25 protein-coding genes are annotated in these 26914 nt (G+C 70.9%); 7 read left to right on the top strand and 18 right to left on the bottom strand.

Going from position 1 to position 26914, the window contains the following annotated elements; genetic code table 11:
* Positions 1–71 precede the first annotated feature (71 nt).
* Positions 72–3599 (bottom strand): methionine synthase, encoded by a 3528-nt coding sequence (gene metH, locus VHD82_RS15540; RefSeq protein ID WP_325703265.1) that lies wholly within the window; start codon positions 3597–3599, stop codon positions 72–74.
* 51 nt (positions 3600–3650) lie between these two features.
* On the opposite strand from metH, the gene VHD82_RS15535 reads away from it, so the two are divergent.
* Both VHD82_RS15535 and VHD82_RS15530 read left to right on the top strand, forming a co-directional pair.
* Positions 3651–4565 carry a PAC2 family protein gene (locus tag VHD82_RS15535; protein ID WP_414637518.1) on the top strand — a complete coding sequence of 305 codons (915 nt, stop codon included), beginning with the start codon at positions 3651–3653 and terminating at the stop codon, positions 4563–4565.
* Entirely contained in the window at positions 4562–5662 is a 1101-nt protein-coding gene (locus VHD82_RS15530; RefSeq protein WP_325703262.1) for an MFS transporter, read from the top strand. The genes VHD82_RS15535 and VHD82_RS15530 overlap by 4 nt, the downstream gene beginning before the upstream one ends.
* Here VHD82_RS15530 and VHD82_RS15525 read toward each other — a convergent pair.
* From VHD82_RS15525 to VHD82_RS15490, 8 genes are all read right to left on the bottom strand, one after another.
* A complete protein-coding gene (locus VHD82_RS15525) occupies positions 5645–6469 on the bottom strand; it encodes a metallophosphoesterase (RefSeq protein ID WP_325703259.1) in 825 nt (274 codons plus the stop codon). The genes VHD82_RS15530 and VHD82_RS15525 overlap by 18 nt on opposite strands.
* Entirely contained in the window at positions 6433–7641 is a 1209-nt protein-coding gene (locus VHD82_RS15520) for an MFS transporter (protein WP_325703256.1), read from the bottom strand. Before VHD82_RS15520 ends, VHD82_RS15525 begins: the two co-directional genes overlap by 37 nt.
* A complete protein-coding gene (locus VHD82_RS15515; protein ID WP_325703253.1) occupies positions 7638–8213 on the bottom strand; it encodes an ArsR/SmtB family transcription factor in 576 nt (191 codons plus the stop codon). The genes VHD82_RS15520 and VHD82_RS15515 overlap by 4 nt, the downstream gene beginning before the upstream one ends.
* Before the next feature lie 267 nt (positions 8214–8480).
* The gene (locus VHD82_RS15510; RefSeq protein ID WP_325703250.1) at positions 8481–9401 is read right to left on the bottom strand and encodes an FUSC family protein; all 921 of its coding nucleotides are present in this window, start codon (positions 9399–9401) and stop codon (positions 8481–8483) included.
* A gap of 75 nt (positions 9402–9476) precedes the next feature.
* A complete protein-coding gene (locus VHD82_RS15505) occupies positions 9477–10223 on the bottom strand; it encodes a DUF899 family protein (RefSeq protein WP_325703355.1) in 747 nt (248 codons plus the stop codon).
* Positions 10224–10300: 77 nt separating this feature from the next.
* Positions 10301–11539, bottom strand: coding sequence for a cysteine--1-D-myo-inosityl 2-amino-2-deoxy-alpha-D-glucopyranoside ligase (mshC, locus tag VHD82_RS15500; protein ID WP_325703247.1), 1239 nt, complete (start codon positions 11537–11539; stop codon positions 10301–10303).
* 56 nt (positions 11540–11595) lie between these two features.
* Positions 11596–12255 (bottom strand): GH25 family lysozyme, encoded by a 660-nt coding sequence (locus tag VHD82_RS15495; RefSeq protein ID WP_325703244.1) that lies wholly within the window; start codon positions 12253–12255, stop codon positions 11596–11598.
* 122 nt (positions 12256–12377) lie between these two features.
* The gene (locus VHD82_RS15490; protein WP_325703241.1) at positions 12378–12962 is read right to left on the bottom strand and encodes a TetR/AcrR family transcriptional regulator; all 585 of its coding nucleotides are present in this window, start codon (positions 12960–12962) and stop codon (positions 12378–12380) included.
* 182 nt (positions 12963–13144) lie between these two features.
* Between VHD82_RS15490 and VHD82_RS15485 the strand changes: the two genes are divergently transcribed.
* The gene (locus VHD82_RS15485; RefSeq protein WP_325703238.1) at positions 13145–14473 is read left to right on the top strand and encodes a cytochrome P450; all 1329 of its coding nucleotides are present in this window, start codon (positions 13145–13147) and stop codon (positions 14471–14473) included.
* A 90-nt stretch (positions 14474–14563) separates the two neighbouring features.
* On the opposite strand, the gene VHD82_RS15480 is transcribed toward VHD82_RS15485, so the two are convergent.
* Both VHD82_RS15480 and VHD82_RS15475 read right to left on the bottom strand, forming a co-directional pair.
* Positions 14564–16522, bottom strand: coding sequence for a VWA domain-containing protein (locus VHD82_RS15480; RefSeq protein ID WP_325703235.1), 1959 nt, complete (start codon positions 16520–16522; stop codon positions 14564–14566).
* Positions 16519–17916 (bottom strand): sigma 54-interacting transcriptional regulator, encoded by a 1398-nt coding sequence (locus VHD82_RS15475; protein ID WP_325703232.1) that lies wholly within the window; start codon positions 17914–17916, stop codon positions 16519–16521. Before VHD82_RS15475 ends, VHD82_RS15480 begins: the two co-directional genes overlap by 4 nt.
* Positions 17917–18020: 104 nt before the next feature.
* Here VHD82_RS15475 and VHD82_RS15470 point away from each other — a divergent pair, with 104 nt between their 5' ends.
* The gene (locus VHD82_RS15470) at positions 18021–18818 is read left to right on the top strand and encodes a hypothetical protein (RefSeq protein ID WP_325703229.1); all 798 of its coding nucleotides are present in this window, start codon (positions 18021–18023) and stop codon (positions 18816–18818) included.
* An 18-nt stretch (positions 18819–18836) separates the two neighbouring features.
* Here VHD82_RS15470 and VHD82_RS15465 read toward each other — a convergent pair whose 3' ends face one another.
* The 3 genes from VHD82_RS15465 to fabG form a co-directional block, all read right to left on the bottom strand.
* The gene (locus VHD82_RS15465) at positions 18837–19871 is read right to left on the bottom strand and encodes a ferrochelatase (protein ID WP_325703352.1); all 1035 of its coding nucleotides are present in this window, start codon (positions 19869–19871) and stop codon (positions 18837–18839) included.
* A 73-nt stretch (positions 19872–19944) separates the two neighbouring features.
* Positions 19945–20712, bottom strand: coding sequence for an enoyl-ACP reductase FabI (gene fabI / locus VHD82_RS15460; protein ID WP_325703226.1), 768 nt, complete (start codon positions 20710–20712; stop codon positions 19945–19947).
* Between the two features lie 183 nt (positions 20713–20895).
* On the bottom strand, positions 20896–21600 hold the full coding sequence (fabG, locus tag VHD82_RS15455; RefSeq protein ID WP_325703223.1) for a 3-oxoacyl-ACP reductase FabG: 705 nt from the start codon (positions 21598–21600) through the stop codon (positions 20896–20898).
* Positions 21601–21712: 112 nt separating this feature from the next.
* Between fabG and VHD82_RS15450 the strand changes: the two genes are divergently transcribed.
* The 3 genes from VHD82_RS15450 (at position 21713) to VHD82_RS15440 (ending at position 23320) form a co-directional block, all read left to right on the top strand.
* Positions 21713–22303, top strand: a complete 591-nt coding sequence (locus VHD82_RS15450; RefSeq protein ID WP_325703220.1) for an isochorismatase family cysteine hydrolase — start codon at positions 21713–21715, stop codon at positions 22301–22303.
* A gap of 22 nt (positions 22304–22325) precedes the next feature.
* Positions 22326–22733 (top strand): thioesterase family protein, encoded by a 408-nt coding sequence (locus VHD82_RS15445; RefSeq protein WP_325703217.1) that lies wholly within the window; start codon positions 22326–22328, stop codon positions 22731–22733.
* A gap of 122 nt (positions 22734–22855) precedes the next feature.
* Complete coding sequence (locus VHD82_RS15440; protein WP_325703214.1) at positions 22856–23320, top strand: tRNA (cytidine(34)-2'-O)-methyltransferase; 465 nt, start codon at positions 22856–22858, stop codon at positions 23318–23320.
* Here the strand turns inward: VHD82_RS15440 and VHD82_RS15435 are convergent.
* Genes VHD82_RS15435 through VHD82_RS15420 form a run of 4 tightly spaced genes read right to left on the bottom strand, consistent with a single transcriptional unit; the run spans position 23310 to position 26892 of the window.
* Positions 23310–23882 (bottom strand): DUF5655 domain-containing protein, encoded by a 573-nt coding sequence (locus tag VHD82_RS15435; protein ID WP_325703212.1) that lies wholly within the window; start codon positions 23880–23882, stop codon positions 23310–23312. The two genes, VHD82_RS15440 and VHD82_RS15435, sit on opposite strands and share 11 nt — an antisense overlap.
* Before the next feature lie 20 nt (positions 23883–23902).
* On the bottom strand, positions 23903–24883 hold the full coding sequence (locus VHD82_RS15430) for a VWA domain-containing protein (RefSeq protein WP_325703209.1): 981 nt from the start codon (positions 24881–24883) through the stop codon (positions 23903–23905).
* Positions 24880–25821 carry a DUF58 domain-containing protein gene (locus tag VHD82_RS15425; protein WP_325703207.1) on the bottom strand — a complete coding sequence of 314 codons (942 nt, stop codon included), beginning with the start codon at positions 25819–25821 and terminating at the stop codon, positions 24880–24882. The genes VHD82_RS15430 and VHD82_RS15425 overlap by 4 nt, the downstream gene beginning before the upstream one ends.
* Positions 25822–26892 carry a MoxR family ATPase gene (locus VHD82_RS15420; RefSeq protein WP_325703349.1) on the bottom strand — a complete coding sequence of 357 codons (1071 nt, stop codon included), beginning with the start codon at positions 26890–26892 and terminating at the stop codon, positions 25822–25824.
* Positions 26893–26914: the final 22 nt, after the last annotated feature.

Genomic DNA, 26914 nt, shown 5'->3' with positions numbered 1-26914 from the left:
TCGTGAAATGGCTTGCCCGGCGGTGCCAGCTGACGGCCCACGGCAAGCGGCTCCGCCACGTCGAAAACCTCCTAGGTGTTGAAGTATTTCGCCTCGGGGTGGTGGCAGACGATGGCGTCGGTGGACTGCTCCGGGTGCAGCTGGAACTCCTCCGAGAGCTTGACGCCGATGCGCTCCGGTTCGAGCAGTTCGATGATCTTGGCGCGGTCCTCCAGGTTCGGGCAGGCGCCGTAGCCGAGGGAAAACCGCGCGCCGCGGTAGCCGAGCTTGAAGTACTCCTCGATGGCGGCCGGGTCCTCGTCGGCGACGGCCGCGCCGGAGCTGAAGTGCAGTTCCTGCCGGATGCGCCGGTGCCAGTACTCCGCCAGCGCCTCGGTGAGCTGCACGCCGAGCCCGTGCACCTCCAGGTAGTCGCGGTAGGCGTTGGCGGTGAACAGCTCGTTGGCGTACTCGGCGATGGGCTGGCCCATGGTGACCAGGGTCAGCGGCAGCACGTCGACCTCACCGGATTCGCGTGGCCGGTAGAAGTCGGCGAGGCACAGGTGCCGGTCGCGTTTCTGCCGGGGGAAGGTGAACCGGCAGCGCTCGGGCGCGTCCGGCCTCGGCTCGGTCAGCACCACCAGGTCGTCGCCTTCGGCGACCGCCGGGAAGTAGCCGTAGACGAGCGCGGCGTGGGCCAGGATTCCGTCCGTGGCGAGCTTTTCCAGCCAGTAGCGCAGCCGGGGCCTGCCTTCGGTTTCCACCAGTTCCTCATACGACGGGCCCTGCCCGCCCTTCGCGCCGCGCAGCCCCCACTGGCCGAGGAACGTGGCCCGCTCGTCGAGGTAACCGGAGTAGTCCGCCACCGCGACGCCCTTGACCACACGGCTGCCCCAGAACGGTGGCGTCGGCAGCGGCACGTCGGTCGCCACGTCCGAGCGGGCGGGGATCACTTCCGGCTCCTGCTTGGCTTTCCGGGCCTCGGCGATCCGCAGGGAGCGTTCGCGGCGGGCCTTGCGTTCGGCACGCTTCGCTTCGGCTTCCGGGTCCACGGCCGGGGCTTCCCCGCGCCGCACGGCCATGATCGTGTCCATCAGCCGCAGCCCTTCGAAGGCGTCGCGGGCGTAGTGCACGTCACCGTGGTAGATCCCGGTCAGGTCGTTCTCGACATACGAGCGGGTCAGCGCCGCGCCGCCGAGTAGCACCGGCCAGCGCTCCGCGACACCGCGGGAGTTCATCTCCTCCAGGTTGTCCTTCATGATCACCGTGGACTTGACCAGCAGCCCCGACATGCCGATCGCGTCGGCCCGCTGCTCGTCGGCGGCCTCCAGGATCGTGGTGATCGGCTGCTTGATGCCGAGGTTGACCACCTCGTAGCCGTTGTTGGACAGGATGATGTCCACCAGGTTCTTGCCGATGTCGTGCACGTCGCCCTTGACGGTCGCGAGCACGATCCGGCCCTTGCCCCCGGAGTCATCCTTTTCCATATGCGGTTCGAGATAGGCCACCGCCGTCTTCATCACCTCGGCCGACTGCAGCACGAACGGCAGCTGCATCTGCCCGGAGCCGAACAGCTCGCCGACCGTTTTCATCCCGGACAGCAGCGTCTCGTTGATGATCGCCAGCGGCGGCTTCTCCCCCATCGCTTCGTCGAGGTCGGCCTCCAGCCCGGCTCGCTCGCCGTCCACGATCCGCCGCTCGAGCCGGTCGAACAGCGGCAGCGCGGCCAGCTCCTGGGCGCGCGACTCCCGTGACGACGCCGCCGAGACGCCTTCGAACAGCTCCATCAGCTTCTGCAGCGGGTCGTAGCCCTCGCGGCGACGGTCGTACACCAGGTCCAGCGCCACCTCGCGCTGTTCCTCCGGGATGCGCGCCATCGGCAGGATCTTCGAGGCGTGCACGATCGCCGTGGACAGGCCGGCCTGCACGCATTCGTGCAGGAACACGGAGTTGAGCACCTGGCGGGCGGCGGCGTTGAGCCCGAAGGACACGTTCGACACGCCCAGCGTCGTCTGCACCTCGGGGTAGCGGCGCTTCAGCTCGCGGATCGCCTCGATCGTCTCCAGTGCGTCGCGGCGGACCTCTTCCTGACCGGTGGAGACCGGGAAGGTCAGGCAGTCCACGATGATGTCGGAGACCCGCATGCCCCAGTTCGTGGTCAGATCCTCGATCAGCCGGGTGGCGACGCGGACCTTCCACTCGGCGGTACGTGCCTGGCCCTCCTCGTCGATGCACAGCGCGACGACCGCGGCGCCGTGCTCACGCGCCAGGCGCATCACCTTCTGGAACCGCGAATCGGGGCCTGCGCCGTCCTCGTAGTTGACCGAGTTGATGGTGCAGCGACCGCCGAGCCGTTCCAGCCCCGCCTGGATCACCGCGGGTTCGGTGGAGTCCAGCATGATCGGCAGGGTCGAGGCGGTGGCCAGCCTGCCGGCCAGCTCGCCCATGTCGGCCGCGCCGTCGCGGCCCACGTAGTCCACGCACAGGTCGAGCAGGTGCGCACCGTCCCGGGTCTGCTCGCGGGCGATCTCCACGCAGTCCTCGTAGCGGCCTGCCAGCATCGCGTCACGGAACTTCTTGGACCCGTTGGCGTTGGTCCGCTCGCCGATCATCAGCACCGACGCGTCCTGCTCGAACGGAACTGCTTGGTACAGCGAGGAAATCCCGGGTTCCGGGCGCGGCCTGCGTTCCGCGCGCTCGAGTTCGCGCACCGCGTCGGCCAGCCGGCGGATGTGTTCGCCGGTCGTGCCGCAGCAGCCGCCGACGAGCCCGACACCGAACTCGCGCACGAATCCCGACAGCGCTTCGGCCAGCGCCTCCGGGCCCAGCGGGTACACCGCGCCGTCGGGGCCCAGTTCCGGCAGGCCCGCGTTGGGCATGACCGACAGCGGTATCCGGGCCGATTTCGACAGCGTCCGCAGGTGCTCGCTCATCTCGGCGGGCCCGGTCGCGCAGTTCAGCCCGATGAGGTCGATGCCCAGCGGCTCCAGCGCGGCCAGCGCCGCCGCCACCTCGGTTCCCAGCAGCATGGTGCCGGTGGTCTCGACGGTGATCGACGCGATGACCGGGACCCGCCGGCCTTCGGCCGCCATCGCCCGGTGCGCGGCGACGATCGACGCCTTGGTCTGCAGGATGTCCTGCGTGGTCTCGACGATCACGGCGTCCACGCCGCCGGCGAGCAGCCCGCGCACCTCTTCGAAGTAGGCGTCGCGCAGCTGCGCGTACGGCGCGTGGCCCAGCGTCGGCAGCTTCGTGCCGGGGCCGACCGAGCCGAGCACGAACCGCTCGCCGAACTCGTCGGCGGTCTCACGCGCCAGCCGGGCGCCGGCCTCGGCGAGTTCGAAGATCCGGTCCGCGATGTCGTATTCGGCCAGGTTCGCGAAGTTCGCCCCGAAGGTGTTGGTCTCGACCGCGTCGGCCCCGGCCTCCAGGTAGCCCCGGTGGATCCCGCGTACGACGTCCGGACGGGTGACGTTGAGGATCTCGTTGCAGCCCTCGAGCCCGGCGAAATCGTCCAGGCTCAGGTCGTGGGCCTGCAAGGCCGTGCCCATGGCCCCGTCGGCGACGACGACTCGGGTGGCCAGGGCGTCCAGCAGTGGCGACGAGAGGCGTTCCGGCATGTCGTCCAGGCTACGGTCTCGGGGCGGGCCGGTGGGTCGTAGGCTGGTGCGGTGAGTGACCCAGCCGACGCGATCCAGCAGCCCCAGCACGCGAGCGAAGACGCGGACGAGCCGACGCGCCCAGTGCTGGTCTGTGCCTTCGAAGGGTGGAACGACGCTGGTGACGCGGCCAGCACCGCCCTGGAACACCTCGAACTCAGCTGGGATGCCAAGCCACTGGCGGAACTGAGCCCCGACGACTACTACGACTTCCAGGTCAGCCGCCCCACCGTGCGGATGGTGGACGGCGTGACGCGGCGGGTCGAGTGGCCGACGACGAGGCTGTCCATCTGCCGCCCGCCCGGCTACGACCGGGACGTGGTGCTGGTCCAGGGCCCCGAGCCGAACATGCGCTGGCGCGCGTTCTGCCAGGAGCTGCTGGAGCACATCGAGCAGTTCGACGTGGCCACCGTGGTCACCCTCGGCGCGCTCCTGGCCGACACCGCGCACACCCGCCCGGTGCCGGTCACCGGCACGGCGTACGACGCGGAGGCGGCGGAGCAGTTCGGCCTGGAGCGCAGCCGCTACCAGGGGCCGACCGGCATCGTCGGCATCTTCCAGGACTTCTGCGTGCAGGCCGGGATCCCGGCGATCTCCATCTGGGCGGCGGTGCCGCACTACGTGTCGCACCCGCCGTCGCCGAAGGCCACCCTCGCGCTGCTGCACAAGCTGGAGGACGTGCTCGACGTCGAGGTGCCGCTCGGCGCGTTGCCGGAGCAGGCCGAGGAGTGGCAGCGCACGGTCAGCGAGATGGCCGAGGAGGACGAGGAGATCAGCGACTACGTGCGCACCCTGGAAGAGCGGGGTGACGCGGAGGTCGAGATGTCGGTGGACGAGTCCAGCGGGGACAAGATCGCCGCCGAGTTCGAGCGCTACCTGCGCCGCCGCCGGCCCGGACAGGAAGGTCCCGGGCCCGCTGCCCGATGATCTCGCGGGCCGCTCTGTACGTGGGCGGTCTGCTCGGTCCCTTCGGCGCCGGCGTGGTGTCGTCGATGCTGCCCGAGCTCAGCGAGACCTTCGGGGTCTCGCAGTCGGCGGCGGCGTCCTCGCTCACGGCATACCTGCTGCCGTTCGCACTGGTCATGCTGGTGTCCGGGACGCTGGGCGAACGGTGGGGACTGGCGCGCACCATCCGGTTCGCGTACGCGGGATACGTGGTGGTCGCGCTGCTGGCCGTGGTGGCGCCGTGGTTCTGGCTGTTCCAGGCGAGCCGTGGCCTGCAGGGTGTCTGCAACGCGTTCACCACGCCGCTGCTGATGACCAAGCTCGCGGCGATCACGCCGAAGGAGCGCTTGGGCCGCGCGCTGGGCACCTATGGCGCGATGCAGGCGATCGGCCAGACTTCGGCGCCGCTGGTCGGTGGGCTGGCGGCCGAAGGTTCGTGGCGCTGGGCCTTCGCCGGTATCGCCGCGGTGGCGGCGGTGCTGACGGCGAGCCCGCTGCCGGCCGACGAGCCGCTCGAGGCCCGGCCGCGGTTGCGCGACGCGTGGCGGCCGACGGTGCTGTGGTCCGGTGCGATGGTCTTCCTGGCGTGGGCTGCGCTGGCCGGGCTGCCGTTCCTGGTGGCCTTCCGGCTGGACGACCTGTTCGGGCTCAGCCCCGGTATGCGGGGCCTGGCGCTGACGGCCTACGGCGCGGCGGGCTTCGCGACGGCGCGGCTGTCCGGCGGGGTGGCCGACCGCTTCGGGCCGCGGATCGCGATCGGCGCCGGCCTGGCCGCCGGTGCGGTCGCGATCGCGGCGATCGGGGTGTTCGGTTCGCTGCCGGTGGTCGTCGCCGCGTGGGCGGTGGCCGGGATCTGTGGTCAGCTGATCCTGGTCGGGGTCAACGCGCTGGCGCTGGCCGACGGTAGCGGCGGGGCGATCTCGGTGGTCACGTCGTTGCGGTTCCTCGGGATGTCGCTCTCGCCCGCGGTGTTTACCGGGCTGTACCGGCACGACGCGATGCTCGGGTTCGTCGTCCCGGCGATGGTGCTGGTACTGGCCGCGCCGCTCGCGGCGGTGCGGTCAAAGAATCTTCCGTAGCGGCACCGGCCCGCGGGCCCGCTTGCGCCATTCGCGCGGGTAGCCCAGCGAGACCTCCTCGAAGCGCACCCCGTCGGCGTGCGTGGTGCGCGGGATGTGCAGGTGCCCGAACACCGCGACCTCCGCGCGGTAACGCACATGCCAGTCCGCCGTTCGCGTTGTGCCACACCACATCGCGAACTCCGGCCAGTACAGCGGCGCGGTCGGATGGCGGTGCAGTGGCCAGTGCGACATCAGGATCGTGCCGTGGTCTTGGGGGATCGCGGCGAGCCGCTGCTCGGTATACGCGACGCGCTGCGCGCACCAGTCCTGACGGCTGGGGTGCGGGTCGGGGTGGAGGAAGTACTCGTCCGTGCACACGACCCCGGCCTCGCGCGCCTGGTCGAGCGCTTCCGCCAACGTGGCACCGTCGGCCCGCGGGGTACGCCAGCTGTAGTCGTAGAGCAGGAACATCGGCGCGATCGTGAGCGGGCGGGCGGCGTGCTCCCAGACCGGATACTCGTCCTCCGGGGTCAGCACGTCGAGCTCCCGGCATCGCTCGACGAGGTGCCGGTAGCGCGCTTCGCCGCGCAGCTCGGTCTCGTCCCGGCCGGTGGTCCACAGTTCGTGATTGCCGGGCACCCACACCACGCGGGCGAAGCGTTCCCGCAGCGTGGCGAGTGTTTCGACGATCGCGCCGACCTTCTCGGCGACGTCGCCCGCGACGAGCAGCCAGTCGTCCGGCGAGGCGGGGCGGACCTGGTCGAGAATCGGGCCGTTGCCCTGGTGGGTCACGTGGAGGTCACTGGTGGCGTAGAGACTGGGCACGCCTCAACCGTAACCATCCGTCGCCGCAGCCCGAGCAGCGCGACCGTCCCGGCGAGCACGTGCACGGCGGCTTGCACGTCGAGCAACGCGGAAATTCCGTGCACCGCCAGCGCTCCGGCGGCCAGCATCCCGGCGGCCTGGAAGGCGGCCATCCCGGCGAAGAACGCCGCCGACACTCCCCCGACGCGCGCGGACTCCTGCTGGATCACCGAGAACAGCCCGGAGGCCAGCACGACCGCCGGCGCGCCCACGACCACGAACAGTCCAATGTAGACACCGGAGGCCGTGGTGACGTACGGGGTGTTCCAGATCAGCGCCGAAACCAGCCCCAGCGCCACGGTGCCCCAGCCGAGCAGCCGCCCCGGCGCCACCCGCCGCGCGACCGTGGCCACCGCGACGCCGGCCGCGAACCCGCCGATGGCCTGAACTCCGCGCAGCACACCGACTTCCGCCTCACCACCGCCGAGTGGACCGGTCACGAAGACGACGAACAGCACCAGGAACATCCCCTGCGAGACCGACGTCAGCGCCGCGACCGCCGCCGTCCTGCGCAACCGCGGGCTGCGGGCGATTTCGGTGAGCCCGTCGAGCCAGCGCACCGGCCCGGTGGGCGGCGTCGTGACGGTGAAGCGCGGCAGCAGCAACAGCGCGGCCACCACCAGCAACGACAGGTAGACCCCGATCACCCAGCCCAGCCCGGCGAACCCGAGCACCACTCCGCCCAGCGAACTACCCGCCAGCCGCGCGACACTGCTGTTCATCCCCATCAGCCCGTTCGCCGCGGTCACCTGCTCCGGGCCGACAAGCGCGGGCACGAGCGCATTGCGCGCGGGTTCGAACAGCGACGCCAACGCCGACTGCGCGGCCATCACGAAGTAGATCCACGCCCCACCTGTCCACAACAGCGGCACCGACACGAGGGCTTGGACGAAGCAGACCGCGCAGAGCACGACGCGGCGGTCGTAACGGTCGGCGATCATCCCGGCGAGCGGGCTGGCCAGCACGACCGGCAGCACGCCGGCGACCATGGTCAACGCGGTCGAGGTGACCGAGCCGGTCGCCTGGTAGATGAACACCGGCAAAGCCACCTGCAGCATCCACTCGGCGCTCTCGGCGAACAAGCCGGCCGCCCACAGCCGGGCGAAGGCACGTTGTCTCAGCAGCGAGTTCATGAGCTGGGCCGCCCGTCGGCGTCGATGCGCAGGAAGGACCGCCAGTCCGCGTGCACCACCTTGGCTTCGGGTGGGGCGTCCTTGCGGATGGTTCCGGTGTACGGGCGTACGAGCGCGTCGACCGCGGCGTTGAGTTCTTCCAGCTCAGCCGTGGTCACGCGGAGCGCGTAGGTGTTCATCGCGGCGCTGGTGCGCCACTCGGGCTCGATGACGTCGGAGCTGTCGATGAACCGCTGGGCGAGAGTTTCGGCTTCACGGAGCCAAGTCCCGGCCAATGCCAGCCGCTCGGCCCCTTCGTCGAGATCCCCGAAGTCCAGCCCGACGTCGTTCGCACGCCAGGGCCGCTCGCGCCCGTCAGTCCCCTCGACGCGCTCCACGAGGCCCCACTGCGCGAGCTGGCGCAGATGCCAGCTGCAGTTCGACGCGGACGAGTCCACGGCCGTCGCACAGTCACTGGCGGTGCGCGGTCCGACGGACAGCAGGTAGCCCAGCAGGGCTGAGCGCAGCGGATGCGCCAGCGCCTTCATCAACTCCGCGTCCCGGACCCGGCGACGGGGTGGCAGTTCGGCCACGGCTCCCCCAAACTCTGAAAGGATCCTTTCGAAAGATTTCTTTCAGAGTTACGTGTCACCGGCCCGCTGTCAAGGGCGCGCCCAGCCGCCGCCCGGCGATGCGAACGCGAGCACCCCACGTCCACACCCCTCCCTCAAAGATCAAAGGATTACCCTCGCCGGGCGGGCTGGCTCCAGGATGAACGGGGACCCGTAGCTCGGCTCACCTCAAGTGGGTGGCTGGGAAGAGACTCCGGGGGCCCGCCCGCCGACGCGCACGGCCCCCGTTCACCCCCGCCCAACCCCACACCACGGCAGATACCCCGCAACCAGCGCGATCGCGCACCCGGCCACCGTGTCGGCGAGCCGGTACCCGATCGTCGACCACGTCGTGACGTGGCCGAAGTCCATCAGCAGCACGACCAGCGGCGTCATGGTCATCGCATACAACGCGTACCACCGGTCCCGCAGGAACGGCCGCAACCCGGCGAGCACGCCCACCGTCAGCACCAGCCACCACGACGAAGGCACCCACAGCAGGGTCACCGAACCGACGAGCACCCCGGCGGCCGTGCCCAGCGCACGTTCCGAAGCCCGGCGTAGCGCCCCATCGAGCCGGGGGCGCACCACGATCGCCACGGTGACGGCGATCCAGTAGCCCTTCGGCTGCTGCCACAGCTGACCGAGTACCTCGGCGAGAGCGATACAGCCGGTGAGGCGGATCGGGTATTGCCAGCTTTTCCACCGCCGCAAGGATTTCCACCACAACCGGATCCTCGGCTTCGGCAACGGCGCGTCGGCCGCCACGAGCACGAGTGTCACGATCACGGCCCATCCGGCGCCCGGCGCGAACCGTTCGACCACCTCGACGCTGTCGAACGACAGCCCGGTGGTGATGACGAGAAAGGTGAGGGCCCGGGTCGCGATCTCGATCGACGCGCGGCTGAAACCCGTCAGGCTCGACACGACGGCCACCACCACGACCACGCCCGCCACCATCACCCAGCCGCGCCCCGCCAGATAGCTGCCGACATACGCCGCGGCGGTGGCGGTCACCGCGGTCAGCCCGAGCATCCTCGGCTGCGAAACCCCGCTGACGGCGAGCGCCCCGAGCGCGCCGAGCGTCCCGGACACGAGATCGCCGGTCAGCACCCCGTAGGCGGCCGGCCCCGCCATACCCAGCGCCGCAGCCAGGATTTTAGTACGCATTGCTTAGTAATATCAGAGCGATCGCCCCGGCTGAACGAACACAAAGCCGTCAGGTGCTAAACGCAGGCGAACTACTTAGTGATGGTCGTGCCGCCCCAGAGTCTCCACGGGAACCGCGCCGGGACGGGTCCACTGCGGCACGGGCCGGCTGGTCGGGCCCCAGGTCGCATTCCCCTCCGCGTCCGAGCGCCAGGACCAGCACGCCGCGCCGCCCTCTGGCCAGCCCTCGGGCTTGTCTTCCCAAGCCTCGCCACGTCCGTAGGGCGTCATGTCGAGCAGGCCCGACGACGCGTTGACGCGCTCGTTGCCGCGACCCGTCGTGGAATACGTAAGGAACACACGGTCGCCGTCGCGCAGGTAGCTGGTGAGGTAACCCATGGGGCCGCCGGCCGGCCCGTCCACCCCGCGCACCGAGTACCAGGGCACGGTGTAGCCCATGAACTCGACGTAGCGGGCCACCTCGTCCCACGGGCCCGTGGTCAGGATGGCGAGCGAGACGCCGCGGGCGTTGAGGTAGACGGCGTCCTTCAGGTGCCAGGCCGTGGTGGTGCAGCCCTCGCACTGCCCCTGGTGCGGCGCGCCGTCGTACCACATGTGCTTGTAGACCACGAGTTCGCCGCGGCCCTGGAACAGGTCCAGGAACGGGACCGGGCCGCCCGCGCCGACGACTTCGACCTTCCCGTCGAACTCCACCATCGGCAGCCGGCGGCGGGCCGCGGCGATAGCGTCGCCCTCGCGGGTGTGCGCCTTCTCGCGGACCAGAAGCTCGTCGCGAGCGGCCTGCCAGGTGGCCAGATCGACGATGGGCGGGCGATCCGTCATGGTGTCCTCCAGGTTTCCGGGAACGGTCACCGGAACAGACTCGCGGACCGGCCGGAACTCATCGCCCGCCCGCGCGCTTACAGTTCGATGCCCAGCAGCGCATCGACAGCAGTGCGCACCAATCCGGGGGCCTCGGCGTCGGTTCCGTTGCCACGCAAGGCTTCCTCGACCCAGCCGTCGATCGCGGCCAGCGCCCTCGGGGTGTCCAGGTCGTCGGCGAGGTGATCCCGCAGCCGCGCCACCACATCCTCGGCAGCCGGAGCGGCGGCCAGCGAGACGGCCTCGCGCCAGCGGGCAAGCTGCGCCTCGGCCGCGGTCAGCAGATCCCGGGTCCACACCCTGTCTTCTCGGTAGTGCCCGGCGAACAACGCCAGCCGGATCGCGCCGGCGTCCACCCCGTCTGCCCGCAGCCGCGAGACGAACACCAGGTTTCCGCGCGATTTCGACATCTTCTCGCCGTCGAGGCCGATCATCCCGGCGTGCACGTAATGCCGCGCGAACGGATACGAGTCCGCGAGTGCCTCGGCGTGCGCGGCGCTGTACTCGTGATGCGGGAAGATCAGGTCCGAACCGCCGCCCTGCACGTCGAAGGACATGCCGAGCCGGTTCACCGCGATCGCGCTGCACTCGATGTGCCAGCCGGGACGGCCGGCGCCCAGTTCCGACTCCCACGACGGCTCACCGGGACGCGCCATCCGCCACAGCAGCGCGTCCAGCGGGTCGCGTTTGCCCGCGCGGTCCGGGTCGCCGCCGCGCTCGGCGAAGAACTTCGCCATCGTCTCGTGGTCGTAGTTCGACTCGTAGCCGAACCGGCCGGTGGCCGAGCGGTCGAAGTAGATGTCCGGGTACTCCGGGTCTTCGGCGCGGTAGGCGGCACCGGAGGCCAGCAGCTTCGCGATCACTTCGACGATCTCGGGAACGCTCTCCACCGCGCCGACGAACTGCCGCGGCGGGATCACCCGCAGCGCCTCCATGTCCTCGCGGAACAGCGCCGTCTCGCGCAGCCCCAGCACGATCCAGTCGTCCTGGTCGCGCTGCGCGCGCTCCAGCAGCGGCTCGTCGATGTCGGTGACGTTCTGCACGTAATGCACGTCGTGCCCGTTGTCGCGCCACAGCCGGTTCACGAGATCGAACGCGAGATAGGTGGCAGCGTGCCCGAGATGCGTGGCGTCGTACGGGGTGATGCCACAGACGTACATCCGCGCGGTGTGCCCCGGAGCCGTGGGCCGCACCTGCCCCGCCGAGGTGTCGAACAACCGCAGCGGACGCGGGGTTCCCGGTACTCGGGGCAGGGTGACCGATGACCAAGTCTGCATGCCCCAACCCTATGTCCCGCACGGGACGGCGGTCCCGGCCGGTGGGAATCCGCTGCTCAGCCTGTGGTCAGACCTTTGAGCTGGGCGAGGGTGCCGAAGTAGGAGTCCTGGTTGCCCGGCAGCGGTCCGGTCACCCCGGACTGCCAGAACGCCGCGCTCCAGCCACCGGGCACTTCGCCCATGGCGGCGTTGTAGCGGGCCAGCCAGAGCACGTGGTCACGGGAGAACGCGGTGCTGTTCGCGGTGCACGTCTTCCACCACAGCGCGGTGGTGTAGATGATCGGGTTGTGCCCGGTGCGCGCCTTCAGCGTGGTACTGAAATCGCGGATCCAGTTGACCATGTCCTGCGGCGAAAGCGCGTAGCACGGCGCGGCGCCCGGGGTGTTCTCCAAGTCGAGCGCCGGGGGCAGGCTCATCCCGTCGGAGAACCATTTCCCGTCGTGGTCGTGCAGGTACGCGGCCTGCGCGGCGCCGCTGGACTTGTCCGGGCGGGCGTAGTGGTACGAGCCGCGGATCAGCCCGGCGGCCTTGACCGCGCGGAACTGCGCGAGGTAGTTCGGATTGACGTAGCCGACGCCCGCGGTGTCCTTGACGAACGCGAACGACGCGCCGGCGGCCTTGGCGGCGGCGAAGTCCGGCATTCCCTGCGACTCGCTGATGTCGAAACCGGCCAGCGTCGCCGGCTGCGTGGCCTCCGCGACCGCGGGCACAGCCACAGCTCCGAGCGCCAGGACGGCCAAGACCGTTACGCGCTGCATAATCCGAATCACGCTCGGAACGCTAAGTCACCATCGCCGGGACAGCCCTTCGACAACGGGACTACCGACCGATCGGGTGATCATCGGGCGAAGGACGCCGACCACATCGCCTCGAGCCCGGAGGTCAGCTCCTCCGAGGTCGGCGCGCCCGCGGGGTCGAGCAGCCACTGCACCGAAAGCCCGTCGCAGATCGCGATGACGAAGCTGGCCACGGCCAGGCAGCGCGGGTCGTCGGCCGGGATGTCACCGTCGATGGTCTCGGCGACGAGCGTCGCCACCTTCTGGCGGCACCGCCGGTACTGCTCGGCGAACTGCTCGCGCAGTGAGACCGTCCGCTCGGCCTGCGCGAGAGCCTCCACATAGGACAGCAGCAGGTTCCGCGTCGCCGGCAGGTTGTCGAGCATCGCGGCCCACGCGCGGCGGCCGCGTTCGACCGGGGTGGCGCGAGGATCGGCCATCGCGATCGAGGCCAGGGTGTCGGTCCACTCCTCGAAAACCTGCCCGATCGCCGCGTTGAGCAGCCCGGCCTTGGAGCCGAAGTGGTAGCCGATGGAGTGCAGGTTCGTCCCGGAGGCCGCGACCAGGTCGCGCGCCGTGATGTGCGCGTAGCCCTTGTCCTCCAGCAGGCGGCGCGCGGCGGCGAGCAGCTCTTCCCGATGACCCACCCGATGAGGCTAGCAACTGGACACCGCTCTTACACGCGCGTATACATTATCTTCGGTTGCCGATCCGGCCACAGCCACGGCGGAACCGGCGCGCAAAGTGGTTACCGCACGCTTGTGCCCGCCTGCTTTTGGCCGGATCGGCAACAGGACCCATCCAGCTCACCGGCCGAGGAGGCTCCGGGATGACGACCGCCGATGCGCTGCCCCGCACGAGCACGACCGCTCCGCTGCCACCGGGCCCGCGCCTGCCGCCCGGGCTGCAGACCCTGCTGTTCGGCAACTTCCGCCACGTGCTGATGCCCGTGCTGCGGCGGCGCTACGGCGACGTGATCAAGCTGTACCTCTACCCCGAACGGCACGTGGTGCAGCTGGCGAACCTCGATCACATCAAGACCGTGTTCAACGGTCCCGTCACCACCTTCCATGCCGGCGAGGGCAACATCGTGCTCAAACCGATCATGGGTGAGCATTCCGTGCTGCTCACCGACGAGGACGTGCACCTGCGCGCCCGCAAGCTGCTGATGCCCGCTTTCCACGGCTCGGCGCTGCGCGGCTACCGCGGCATGATCACCGAATTGGCCGAGCAGGAAGTGAGCCGCTGGCCCACCGGGCGGGTGTTCAGCTCGCACGCGCGGATGCAGGCGCTGACCCTGGAGATCATCCTGCGGGTGGTGTTCGGCGTCGCCGAAGGCCCGCGGCTGGACGAGCTGCGCCGCCTGCTGACCAGGGCGGTCGACATCGGCGTGCTCGACATTCTGGGCTGGCACAACGAAAAGCTGCGCAAGTACGGGCTGTGGAAGCGTTCGGCGCAGACGCAGGAGCGGATCGACGAGCTGATCTACGCCGAGATCGCCGAGCGGCGCACCGCGCCCGACCTCGCCGAGCGCAGCGACGTGCTTTCGCGCCTGCTGACCGTGCCGGCCGAGGACGATCACCTCACCGACGCCGAGCTGCGCGATCAGCTGGTCACCCTGCTGCTCGCCGGGCACGAGACCACCGCGACCACGCTCGCCTGGTCCTTCCACGAACTCGCCCGCGACCCGGTGCGCCACGGCGCCGCGCTGGAAGCCGCCGACAACGAGGACGAGAAGTACCTGGAGGCCGTGGCGAAGGAGGCCATGCGGCTGCACCCGGTGATCTCGGAGGTGGCGCGGCGGCTGACCGAGGACATCGAGCTGGGCGGCTACCGCATCCCCGCCGGCTACACCGTGATGCCCTCGATCGCCATGGTGCATGGGGACGCGGAGAACCACCCCTCGCCGAAGCTGTTCCGGCCCGAACGGTTCCTGGAGAACGGCGGGCCGGGCACCGGCACGTGGTTCCCCTTCGGCGGCGGCGTGCGCCGCTGCCTCGGCGCGGGATTCTCCTTGCTGGAGGCCACGATCGTGCTGCAGGCCGTGCTCTCGCGCTTCCACCTCTCGCCCGACCGGTCGCGGCCGGAGGGCCCGCGGCCCCGGCACATCACCATGGTGCCCGGCCGGGGCGCGCGGATCTCCGTGCGGCCGCGCTAACGGCGCCTTGTCCGCCGGAACACAGTGCCCACCACGAACCGCCCTAACGGCGCCTTGTCCGCCGAAACACAGTGCCCACCACGAACCGCGCTAGCGGCGCCTTGTCCGGAGGTAGTCGCCCACCACGGCGGCGCCGAGCCCGTCGATGTCCGGCGCCACCACCCGGCCGCCGGAACGACGCGCGATGAGGTCCACAAAGGACTCCAGGCGCGGGTCGTCGCCGAGCCGGAACACGCTGACCGAAGCGCCCAGCTTCGCCAGACGGTCCACTTCGGACACTGTCTTGTACAGCGTCTGCGGCTGTGGCGGGTAGTCGAAGACAGCCTCCCCGTCCGGCTCCAGGTGCGCCGTCGGCTCGCCGTCGGTCACCATCAGCACCACCGGCTGCGCGTCCGGATGCCGCCGCAGATGCCGTCCCGCGAGCAGCAGCGCGTGGTGGGCGTTCGTGCCCTGCTCCCACACGCCTTCCAGGCCGATCAGCTCCTCCAGTTCGACGGATTGCGCGTAGCGGCCGAAGGTGATCAGCTGCAGCGCGTCGTTGCGGAACCGGGTGGTGATCAGCTGGTGCAGCGCCAGCGCGGTGCGCTTCATCGGCAGCCAGCGGTCCTCCTGGACCATCGACCACGACGTGTCCACCAGCAGCGCCACCGCGGCCCGCGACCGGTGCTCGGTCTCCACGACCTCCACATCGGACACGTCCAGGCGCACCCGGCCGCCGCCCGCGGAAGCCGTCCGCAGGACTGCGTTGCGCACCGTGCGCGACACCTCCCACGGCTGCGTGTCGCCGAACTGCCACGGCCTGCTCGACCCGGTCGGCTCTCCGGCCGCCCCTGCCGACTCCTGTTCCCGCTCGCCCGTCTTGCCGCGCAGCGAGTTCACCACGTCCGCCAGCACCGTCTCGCCGAGGCGCCGCAACGCCTTGGGAGACAACCGAAGCGATCCGTCCGGCGCCCGTTCGAACAGGCCCTGCCTGCGCAGTTCCCGTTCCAGCTCGGTCAGCCGGCGCGCGTCCACCCCGGCGTCCGGCCCGAGCTGGCGTTCGAGCGCGTCCATGTCGATGTCCTCCAGGCGGGCGCCCGGATAGGACTGCGCGAGCTCCTCGGCCAGCGCGTCGAGTTCGGCCAGGTCCTGCATCGCCTGCGCGCCTTCGCCGAGCCCCAGCGGGTTCTTCCCGCGGAACCGGCCCGAGGACGTCCAGTCCTCCCCCGGCCTCAGCGCGCGCAGCTGAGAGTCCAAATCGGACAGTTGCTGCGCTATCCGGGGATCGCCGAAGGCCTGCTGCGCGAGCCCGGCCAGCTCGGCCCGCTGCTCCTCGCTCATCGAGTTCATCATGCGTTGCGCGGCGGCGGCGCGGGCCGCCAGCGCGTCGATGAGTTCCTCGACGTTCTGCGGGTTCTCCGGGAAGAACTCGCCGTGGCGCCGCATGAACTCGGCGAACCGCTCGTCGATGTCGTCGAAGTCCCGCGCGTGGGCGTCCAGCAGCGCGTTGAGGTCCGAGAGCATCTGGTTGACGCGCTCGACGTCCTCCGGGCTGGTGTTCTGCAGGGCCTCCTTCATGCCCTCGAACCGGGATTCCAGCATCTCCCGGCCGAGCAGGTCCTGGATCTTCTCGTAGTTCTCGCGGCCCTGTTCGGACCGCCACTGGTACTCGGCCAGCTCCTGCACCGCCGCGGCCGTACCCGGCGGCAGCGCGTCGAGCTCGGCCTCCTGCAGGCGCGCGTCGTCCGACGGGTCCGGGAACAGCGCCCGGCGCTCGGCGTCCAGCGCCTCGCTCAGCAGCCGCTGCACTTCCCGCAGCGTGCCGTCGAGGTTGTTGCGGCGCTGGATTTCCGAACGCCGCTGCCACACGCGGCGGGTCAGCTCGTCGAGCCCGGACGTCTCGCGGGTGCCCCGGCGCAGCAGCTCCTCCAGCGCCGAGCGCGGCGACGAACCGCCCATGACGTCCTGGCCGATCTCGTCGAGCGCGTCACGCAGGTCGATCGGCGGCGCGAGCGGGTCCGGCCCGTCGTGCCACGGACCGTACGAATAGCCCTCGGGGACGGCAGTCACGGCCCGTACACCGTCGTCGCGTCGTCGGTGTCCTTGGCCAGCTGCCGCGCCAGGTACAGCGACTCCAGCGCCAGCTCGACCGCCGCGGCTATCCGGCCCGGCGGGTCTTCCGCCGACACCCCGGCGCGGACGGCGACCTCGTGCAGCACCGGCAGCTCCGGCAGAGCCGAGAGCACGTCGGCACCCGGCACCTTCTCGCCGGTGGCCACGAGGTGCCCGTCCGCGACGGCCTCGACCAGCGGGCGCAGGTTCAGCCCGCCGAAGCGGGCCCGTGCCGTCTCGGCCACCGCGCGGCGCAGCAGGTGCACGAGGTGCTCCTGCTCGCGGCCCTCCTCGCCGGGCTCGAACTCGATCTTGCCGCGCAGCACGGCCGGCACCGCGTCGAGATCGACCGGGCGCGCGACCGCGGGCTCCTCGCCGGTCAGCGCCGAGCGGCGCAACGCGGCCGCCGCGACGGTCTCCGCCGCCGCCACCGCGAACCGGGCGGACACGCCGGAACGCTGGTCGATCACCGTGGACTCGCGCAGGTTCCGGACGAACCGGGCCAGCACCTCCAGCAGCGGCTCGCCGACCTCGGCGACCAGCTGCGCCTCCTGGCGCACCACGTCCACCTCGGCGGCGACGTCGAGCGGGTAGTGCGTGCGGATCTCCGCGCCGAAGCGGTCCTTGAGCGGGGTGATGATCCGGCCGCGGTTGGTGTAGTCCTCGGGGTTGGCGGTGGCCACCATGAGCACGTCCAGCGGCAGCCGCAGCGTGTAGCCGCGGACCTGGATGTCGCGCTCCTCCATCACGTTGAGCAGCGCCACCTGGATGCGCTCGGCGAGGTCGGGCAGCTCGTTGATCGCGACGATGCCGCGGTGCGCCCTCGGCACGAGTCCGAAGTGGATGGTCTCCGGGTCGCCGAGGCTGCGGCCCTCGGCCACCTTCACCGGGTCGACGTCACCGATCAGGTCACCCACGCTGGTGTCGGGGGTGGCGAGCTTCTCGGTGTAGCGCTCGCTGCGGTGCAGCCACGTGACGGGCAGGTCGTCGCCCAGTTCGGCCGCGCGCCGGATGGACGCCGGGGTGATCGGCTCCAGCGGGTGCTCGGCCAGCTCGCTGTCCTCGATCACCGGGGTCCACTCGTCGAGCAGGCCGGCCAGCGTGCGCAGCAGGCGGGTCTTGCCCTGGCCGCGCTCGCCGAGCAGCACGACGTCGTGCCCGGCCAGCAGGGCACGCTCGAACTGCGGCAGCACCGTGCGCGAGAACCCGACGATGCCCGGCCACGGGTCCCGGCCGGACCGCAGCGCGGCGAGCAGGTTGTCGTGGATTTCGGTTTTGATCCCGCGCGGCTTGTACCCTGCCGCGCGCAGCTCCCCCGCCGTGCGGGGCAGGTGTTCGGGTACGGGGTTCACCCTTACGACGCTACTGATCGCGGAGCGGCTCGTCGATGTGGAGCAGCTCCAGGTCGGGGCCGGGCCGGTACGCCGTCCGGCGGACTGCCGTACGCTGGATCGCCGTGTGCTGTCCCAGTGCGACTTTGACGGTGTGGACTTCGGCGTGGCTCTCCGGTGCCGCGGCGCCGGACGATGTCCTCGACGCCCTGCTGGCCTGGGGTGACGCCCATGAGGTCGTCGCCGCCGACGCGGAATCCGCGGTCGGGCTGGACCTGCCGCTGGAGGGCGACTTTCCCGGCACGCCGGTGCAACTGCTCGCTTCGCTACGGGCGAACGGCGCCGGTCCGGCCCAGCTCGTGCTGCCGGTGCCCGGCGACGTGCGCGGGCTCGGTGGTGGCGGGCCGTTCACCGAGGCGGCGCTGCGCGCGGGCGAGGCGATGCTGCTCCCGGAGGCGGGTTTCGGCCTTGTGCCGCAACCGATCGCGGAAGGGCTCGTCCGCTGGCAGGTGTACAAAGTGGACAGTTCGGCGACCCCGGAGTACGTCGGCATCGCGGATGCGGAACACGGCCTGACCGACGCGATCCGTGATTCCGCCGGCGCGTTGCAGGCGCTCGATGTGGCGAAGGACCGGCCCGGCGTGCGGGCGGAGCTTTCGGCGTTCCTGCGGGCGCGGCCCCGGCCGGAGTGGCCCGCCGGGATGCCCGGCCGCGCCCTGCGCGTGCTGCAGCGCGCGGAGGAGATCGGCGCGATCCTGGCCGTGGCCGAAACCGACGAACCGGGCGGCGCGGTGTCCGCCTCCGCGGCCCTGCTCCGCGCGGATGCCCTGCGCCCGCTGGGCAACGCCGTCCGCATCGCCCGTTACGCGGCCGTGAACGAGGCCGTGCGACTGTTCAGTGACCAGGCCGAGCGGCCCCAGTAAGCGCTTCCCGCCGGGGCGCTAGCGGCCAGGACGGGCCGGGGTGGCGCAGCAGCCCACGGCGCAGGGCGCGCCGTTGACGGTGCAGCCAGCGGCGGGGAACCCGGAGAGTTTCCGGGCCGGGGCGCCGGTCACGTGCTCGCGCACCAGTTCCACGACCAGCTCCGCGAAGCGCGGGTCGCTGTTCGGGGTCGCGGCGCGGGCGAAGCCCATGCCCAGCTCCCCGCAGCGTTCGGCCGCCTCGTTGTCCAGGTCCCAGACCACCTCCAGGTGATCCGACACGAAACCCACCGGGCACACGACCACCGAGCCGACACCGTCCGCGTGCAGGGCGTCGATGTGGTCCACGATGTCCGGCTCCAGCCAAGGGATCCGCGGCGGGCCGGAGCGGGACTGCCATACCACGTCGTACTCCGCCACGCCCGCTTCGAGCGCGACGAGCCGGGCGGCTTCGGCGATCTGGCGCGAGTACCGGTGGCCCCCCTCTTCGGGCGGCCCGGCGGCGGCGTCCGCGCTCACCGGAACCGAATGCGCCGTGAACACCGTCCGCGCTTCGGGCAGCTCCCTGTGCGCCGCGCGGACCGCGTCGGCGAAGGCGGACACGAACAGCGGGTGGTCGAAGAACTGCCGCAGCTTCACCAGTTCCGGCGCGTTCTGCCCCACCGCCGCGCGGGCGCGCTCGACGTCCTCGTCGTACTGCCGGCACGCCGAGTACCCACCGTAGGCGCTCGTCGGGAAGACCAGCGCGCGCCGCACGCCGTCGGCGGCCATGCGCGCCACGGTGTCCTCGACCATCGGCCGCCAGTTGCGGTTGCCGAAATACACCGGCAGGTCCAGGCCCTGTGCCGCGAGTTCCTTCTCCACCGCGGTGATCGCCTCGCGGTTGAGCCGGTTGATCGGCGACACGCCACCGAAATGCCGGTAATGCCCGGCGACCTCGGCCAGCCGTTCCGGCGGCACCCCGCGCCCGCGGGTCACGTTCTCGAGGAACGGTATGACCTCGTCGGGGCCTTCGGGCCCGCCGAAGGACAACCACAGCAGCGCGTCGTAACTCACGGTTTCCATCTTGCCGCTGTGGCCGCCGCCACGCCGTCCCGGGGCCGCACCCCGGCAACGGCGAGGCTAGGGCTCACAGGCCCAGCGCGTGCACCCCGCCGTCGACCCAGATCATCGAGCCCGTGGTCGCGGGCAGCCAGTCCGACAGCACCGCGCAGATGGATTTCGCCACCGCGGTGGGGTCCTCGGCGGCCCAGCCGAGCGGAGCGCGGTCGCCCCACCCGCCTTCCAGCTCCCCGAAACCGGGGATGGACTTGGCGGCCATCGTCTTCACCGGCCCCGCGGAAACCAGGTTGACCCGGATGCCTTCGGGACCGAGCTCACGCGCCAGGTAGCGGTTGACCGACTCCAGCGCCGCCTTCGCCACGCCCATCCAGTTGTAGGCCGGCCACGCGACCCGCGCGTCGAAGTCCAGCCCCACGATCGACGACCCGCGCGACAGCAGCGGCAGGCACGCCACCGCGAGCGACTTGAACGAGTACGCCGACACCTGCACCGCCACCGAGACGTCCTCCTTCGGGGCGTCCAGGAACGGCGCGCCGAGGCAGGTCTGCGGGGCGAACGCGATCGCGTGCAGCACCCCGTCGAGCCCGTCCACGTGCTCGCGGACCCGGTCGGCGAGGGTGTCCAGGTGCTCCTGGTTCTGCACGTCCAGTTCGATCACCGGGGCGGGCTCAGGCAGCCGCTTGGCGATCCGCTCCACCAGCGAAAGCCTGCCGAAACCGGTGAGCACCACCTTGGCGCCCTGCTCCTGGGCGGCCTTGGCCGCGTGGAACGCGATCGAGGCGTCGGTGATGACACCCGTGATCAGCAGCCGCTTACCTTCGAGCAGTCCGGGCAAAACGAGTCCTTTCGCAAAGGGATCAACAGGAAATTCGAGTTGTATTTCCGAAGCGGCGGAGCCGCTTGCCGTGGGCCGTCAGCTCGCGCCGCCGCGGGTTCATGATGAGGCGATCCCGGGGCCAGGGGCCAGCTCGGGTTCCGCTACCCGCACCGCCACGCAAATCATTTTCAGTCCGATCTTCTAGTGGCCCATGCCGAGGCCGCCGTCGACGGGCAGCACCGCGCCGTTGACGTAGCCTGCGGCGTCGGAGGCGAGGAAGCCGACCGCGGCGGCGATGTCGGCCGGGTCGCCGTAGCGGCCGGCCGGGATCTGGGCGAGGGTGGCGCTGCGCTGGCCCTCGGTGAGCGCGTCGGTCATGTCGGTCACGACGAATCCAGGGGACACCACGTTCGCGGTGATGTTGCGCGAGCCCAGTTCCCGCGCCAGCGAACGGGCGAAGCCGACGAGGCCGGCCTTGCTCGCGGCGTAGTTCGTCTGGCCCGCGCTGCCGGACAGCCCGACCACCGACGAGATGAAAACGAACCGGCCCCACTTGGCGCGCAGCATCCCGCGCGAAGCCCGCTTCGCGACCCGGTAGGCGCCGGTCAGGTTCGCGTCCACGACCTTGGTGAACTGTTCCTCGCTCATCCGCATCAGCAGCGTGTCGTCGTTCGTCCCGGCGTTGGACACCAGCACCTCGACCGGGCCCTGATGCTCCTCGACCAGCTTGAACGCGGCGTCGATCTGCTCGGAGTCGGTGACGTCGGCCTGCACGCCGAACAGTCCTTCGGGCGCCCCGGAGCCCCGGTGCGTGACGGCCACGCTGTGCCCCTGCTCGGCCAGGCCCCGCGCGATCGCCAGCCCGATGCCGCGATTGCCTCCGGTGACCAGTACGGACCGTCCCACGTGCCTGCTCCTCCTGCTCGTCCAGCATGGCTTTCGCGCTGAGGTTAACCGCTGGCCGGCGGCCTGCGCGCACCCGCATACCGCTACCCGGCGGTAGCGGTACAACTGGCGGATGAGCCCGTGGGAGCTGGACCGGCGGCGCAGCGCGCTGCTGGTGATCGACATGCAGAACGACTTCGTGCGCAGGGGTTTCCCGATGGAGGTGCCCATGGCGCGGGCGCGGATCGGCGCCATGCGGGAGGTGGCGGCGCGGTGCCGGGCCGTGGGAGTTCCGGTGCTCTGCACCCGGCATGTGTTGTTCGACTCTTTTGACGTCTCGCCGCTGGAAACCGCCCGCAACCCGGCGCTGCGCACGGCCGGGCTGCGGGCGGGCAGCCACGGCGCGGAGATCGTCGAGGAGCTGGCGCCGGAGCCGGGTGAGGTGGTCATCGACAAGCACCGCTACGACGCCTTCCACAACACGCCACTGCACAGTGTGCTGACCACGATCCGTGGCCCGCACGTCGTGGACACCGTGATCATCACCGGCACACTCACCGACGTGTGCTGCGAATCGACCGCGCGCAGCGCCTTCATGCGTGACTACAAGGTCGCCTTCGCCGCCGACGCGACCGGAGCGCTGTCCGAGGCCGCGCAGGAGGCGACGCGACGCTGCGCAGCATCGAAGCGTTCTTCGGCCGCGTTCCCGGCAACGCCGAGCTGATCTCCGCGCTATCGTCGCCGTGATGGCCAAGACGATCGCGCGGGCGCCCATCCGGGTTCGCTACCACGAATGCGACCAGCAGGGCATCGTGTTCAACGCGCACTACCTCGCGTACTTCGACATGGGTTCGCTGGAGTTCTTCCGCGAGGTCTTCGGTTCCTACGAGAACCTGCGGGCCCGCGGCGTGGACACAGTGGTGGCCGCGTCGGAGCTGACCTACCGCGCGCCCAGCCGCTACGACGACGAACTGGTCGTGGAGGTCGGTATCGAGCACCTCGGCCGGACTTCGCTGATCCTCGCGTTCACGATCGTGCGCGGCGACGAGCTCGTCACTACGGGCACGAACCGCTACGTCTTCGTGGACACCGGGAACCTGGCCAAGACCGCGCCCCCGGACGATGTCCGCGAGAAGCTGGCCGCGTTGCTCTAGTTGTCTTGCCTGGTATCCCGTTCCGGGGGCGCGACCAGACGAGATCCGCCTGTGGTGGGATGGTGTCGTCGGCTACTTTGCCGTCGAAGTGTCCGTTCCGCGAAGGGAAAACGAGCAGAAGGATGTTCCGGGTCCTCTTTTACCGGCCGGAGATCCCGCCCAACACGGGAAACGCGATCCGGTTGTCGGCCAACACCGGGGTGGAACTGCACCTCGTCGAACCGCTCGGCTTCGCCTTCGAGGACAAGCACCTGCGCCGCGCGGGCCTGGACTACCACGACCTCGCGCACGTCCGGGTGCACAAGGACCTGGACGCGGCCTGGGCGGCGCTGTTGCCGGCGAACGTGTACGCGTTCACGGCGCGCGCGAAGCGGTGGTACACCGACGTGGCCTACCAGCCGGGCGACGTGCTGATGTTCGGGCCGGAGTCGGTGGGCCTGCCGGCCGAGGTACAGGACGCGCCCGAAGTGACCGACCGGGTCAAGCTGCCGATGCGGCCGGGCTCGCGGTCACTGAATCTGGCCAACACCGCGTCCATCGCGATCTACGAGGCCTGGCGCCAGCACGGGTTCGACTTCAGCGGTTGAGCCCGGCGGCGCGGGCGAGCCAGCCTGCCACCTCTTCATCGACGTCTTCGGGAAACCGCAAGGGAATCCGGACCGTCAGCGCGTCGTCCCGGAGCACCTTCGCCGACTCCAGCCGGCCCGCCGGTTCGACGCCGTCGAGGCGCAGGCCGAGATCCACGCGGGTTTTCGTGGTCGCCTTCAGCACCGCGAACTTGCGCCGTGGCGTGGACAGCGTGACGTAGGTCTTACGGGCAGCCACCTCGACCCCGTCGAGCGCTGCGGCGAGCGTGACCACCTTGTCGTAGACCGGGCGCAGCGCCGGGCGATCGGCGTACTGGCGCTCCACGAGCGCGCTCGCGTCCGCGGTCAGGAAATCCGGGTAGCCGAAGCGTTCCATCACCAGCAGCATCTGCGCATATCCGGTGACGCCCCGGCCCGCCAGCCATGCACGCAGCTCGTCCTCGGTGGCGATCCCGGTGCCGGCAATGCGGCGGTTCCACTCCTCGACGCCCTCGCCGGTCCGCCGGCGCAGCAGGTCCGCCGACCAGCCGCGCATCCGTTCCCACGCCGTGACCTCGACCATGCGCCCAGGCTAAGGCGCGCTCAGGGCAGCCGCTGGCCGATGAACAGCGAACTGCCGGCGGCGACGATCAGGCACAGCGTGCCGAGCACCACCCACGGCCTGCTCGCGTCCGCCTCCTTGAGCTCGTAGCCGATCTGCTCGCCGAGGTCTTCGTAGACCTGCTTGAGCTGCTCGGCCGAACCCGCCTGGTAGAAGTCGCCGCCGGAGAGCCGGGCGACCTCCTGCAGCGAACCGTCGTCGACGTCCACCGGGACCTCGCGGCCGTCGATGGTGACCGTGCCGTGGTTGGTGCCGAAGGAGATCGTGGAGACCGGGACCTGCTGCTTCTTCGCCTCCTGCGCCGCGGTGAACGCGCCGCGCGGAGCGTAGAGATCCTCGGGCACGGTCTGCTTGCCGTCGCTCATCAGCACGATCCGCGCCGGCGGTGGCCCGTCGGCGCCGCCGACGACCGAGGAGAACCCCTCGATCGACTGCAGCGCCGCGTAGATCCCCTCGCCGGTGGCGGTGGACTGGGCGAGCTTGAGCCCGTCGATCGCGGTGACCACGCTCTGGCGTTCTGTGGTAGGCGCGACCAGCACGGTCGCGGTGCCGGCGAAGGACACCAGGCCCAGGTTGATGCCCGGGGTGAGCGCCTGCGCGAACGAAGTGGCCGCGTCCTGCGCCGCCTTGATCCGGGTGGGCTGGACGTCGGTGGCCTCCATCGACAGCGAAACGTCGATCACCAGCATCACGGTGGCCCGGTTGCGCGGCACCTTCTGCTCGGCCGTCGGCCCGGCGAGGCCGACCGTGAGCAGGATGAGCGACACGATCAGCAGCACCGGCGGCACGTGCCGCGGCCAGCCCTGCGCCCGCGGCGCGACCTTGTCCAGCAAGGCCAGGTTGGCGAACCGCAGCGTGCGCCGGCGCCGGGCCCGCTGCACCAGCAGGTAGCCGACCACCACGGCGGCGACCACGATCAGCAGCAGGAACCACCACGGGGCGCTGAACCCGCTCAGACTCACGCGGCTCCCCCAGACCAGCGGCGCTTACGGGCCACCACGAAACGAACGGTGTCGGCGATCCAGTCCGAATCCGTGCGCAGCACCAGATGCGCGGCTCCGGCCTGGCGCAGCGCGCGGGCCACCTCGTCACGATGCGCCTGCGCGGCCGCGGCGAATTCGCGGCGCAGCAACGCCGAGGCATGCACCTCGCGCTGTTTACCGGTTTCCGGGTCGGCGAGCACCACGGTCCCGACCTCGGGCAGGTCGATGTCGCGCGGGTCGAGCACCTCGACCGCCATCAGCTCGTGCCGGGCCGACAGCGCGCGCAGCGGCCGCTGCCATTCGGTGCCACCGAGGAAATCCGAGACCACCACGACGAGCCCGCGCCGGCGCGGCGGGCGGCGCAACTGCTCGATGATCGCGGCGAGGTCGCCACGGGTGCCCTCGGCCGCGCGGGGCAGCTGCGCGAACCTGCGCAGCAGCCCGCGGGCGTGTGCCCGGCCGCCGCGCGCGGGCACCCGGACCGTCTCGGCGCCGTTGGACAGCACCGCGCCCAGCCTGTTGCCGCCGCCTCCGGTGAGGTACGCGATGGCGGCGACCGCGCACAGCGCCAGATCCCGTTTCTCGCACAGCGCGGTGCCGAAGTCGAGGCTCGCGGACAGGTCCGCGGCCACCCACGTCTCCAGCTCGCGGTCGGCCACCGTCTCCCGGATGTGCGGAACCGTCGTGCGCGCGGTGACCGCCCAGTCCATCCGGCGGACGTCGTCGCCCGGCTGGTAGGGCCGGGCCTCCCCCGGCTCGGAGCCGGGCCCCGGCACCAGGCCGAGGTGATTGCCCTGCAGCAGCCCGTCCAGCCGGCGCCGCACGTCCAGCTCCAGCGTGCGCAGGCCCGCCTCCAGCCGGTCGCCCCGCAGGATCGGCGGGGCCCACGACGGCCGGGTCTCGTCCTTGTCAGTCACTTACCGCCCCGGTGCCCCCATCGAAACCGGCTGGCCCGGGCCGCCCTGCGGGCGGGCGGAGACCTGCGGCAGCGGCACCGTCTGCAGGACCCGGTTGATGATGTGGTCCAGCGGGACGGCGTCCGCCAGCGCGTCGTAGGACAGCACCAGCCGGTGCCGCAGCACGTCCGGCACCACGTCCACCACGTCCTGCGGGAGCACGTAGTCACGGCCGCGGACGAGCGCGAGCGCCCGCGACGCGGCGATGATGCCGAGGCTCGCGCGGGGCGAGGCCCCGTAGGAGACCCAGCCCGCGACGTCGGTCAGGCCGTGCTCGGTGGGCGTGCGGGTGGTCAGCACGAGCCGGACCACGTAGTCGACCAGCGCGTGGTGCACGAAGACGTTGGACGCGACCTGCTGCAGCCGGACCAGCTCGGCCGGGCTGAGCACCTCGTGCGGCTCCGGCGGGGTGACCCCCATCCGGTAGACGATCTCCCGCTCCTCCTCGGCCGTCGGGTAGTCCACGACGATCTTGAACAGGAACCGGTCGCGCTGGGCCTCCGGCAGCGGGTACACGCCCTCGTTCTCGATCGGGTTCTGGGTGGCCAGCACCAGGAACGGATCGGGCATCGGGAACGTCCTGCCGCCGATGGAGACGTGCCGCTCGGCCATCACCTCGAGCATCGCCGACTGCACCTTGGCCGGGGCGCGGTTGATCTCGTCCGCCAGCACGAAGTTGGCCACCACGGGGCCGAGCTCGACGTCGAACTTCTCGCTGCCCTGGCGGTAGATCCGGGTGCCGAGGATGTCCGCGGGGACGAGGTCGGGGGTGAACTGCACGCGCGAGAACGAACCGCCCACCACGCGCGCGATGGTCTCCACCGCCAGCGTCTTCGCGACGCCGGGCACGCCTTCCAGCAGCAGGTGCCCCTTGGCCAGCAGGCCCACCAGCAGCCGCTCGACCAGCCTGTCCTGCCCGACGATCACGCGCTTGACCTCGAACACGGTGCGTTCCAGCAGCTGGCCGTCGCGGGCCGGGGTCGCGGCCTGCTGCCCGTTCGTGCCGTCGGCGGCGTAGCCGGGCTCGGTCACGGTTCCCTCCTCGTTCACGTTC

The organism is Amycolatopsis sp. (assembly GCF_035546795.1).
Classification (GTDB): domain Bacteria; phylum Actinomycetota; class Actinomycetes; order Mycobacteriales; family Pseudonocardiaceae; genus Amycolatopsis_E.
The sequence above is the reverse complement of the archived record's forward strand: the minus strand, read 5'-3'. Positions and strand labels throughout refer to the sequence as shown.

Coding starts and splice junctions, on each gene's coding strand:
- metH (WP_325703265.1), bottom strand. CDS start 3,599: ATGCCGGAACGCCTCTCGTCGCCACTGCTGGACGCCCTGGCCACCCGA.
- VHD82_RS15530 (WP_325703262.1), top strand. CDS start 4,562: ATGATCTCGCGGGCCGCTCTGTACGTGGGCGGTCTGCTCGGTCCCTTC.
- VHD82_RS15520 (WP_325703256.1), bottom strand. CDS start 7,641: ATGAACTCGCTGCTGAGACAACGTGCCTTCGCCCGGCTGTGGGCGGCC.
- VHD82_RS15510 (WP_325703250.1), bottom strand. CDS start 9,401: ATGCGTACTAAAATCCTGGCTGCGGCGCTGGGTATGGCGGGGCCGGCC.
- VHD82_RS15505 (WP_325703355.1), bottom strand. CDS start 10,223: ATGACGGATCGCCCGCCCATCGTCGATCTGGCCACCTGGCAGGCCGCT.
- mshC (WP_325703247.1), bottom strand. CDS start 11,539: ATGCAGACTTGGTCATCGGTCACCCTGCCCCGAGTACCGGGAACCCCG.
- VHD82_RS15485 (WP_325703238.1), top strand. CDS start 13,145: ATGACGACCGCCGATGCGCTGCCCCGCACGAGCACGACCGCTCCGCTG.
- VHD82_RS15450 (WP_325703220.1), top strand. CDS start 21,713: ATGAGCCCGTGGGAGCTGGACCGGCGGCGCAGCGCGCTGCTGGTGATC.
- VHD82_RS15445 (WP_325703217.1), top strand. CDS start 22,326: ATGGCCAAGACGATCGCGCGGGCGCCCATCCGGGTTCGCTACCACGAA.
- VHD82_RS15440 (WP_325703214.1), top strand. CDS start 22,856: ATGTTCCGGGTCCTCTTTTACCGGCCGGAGATCCCGCCCAACACGGGA.
- VHD82_RS15435 (WP_325703212.1), bottom strand. CDS start 23,882: ATGGTCGAGGTCACGGCGTGGGAACGGATGCGCGGCTGGTCGGCGGAC.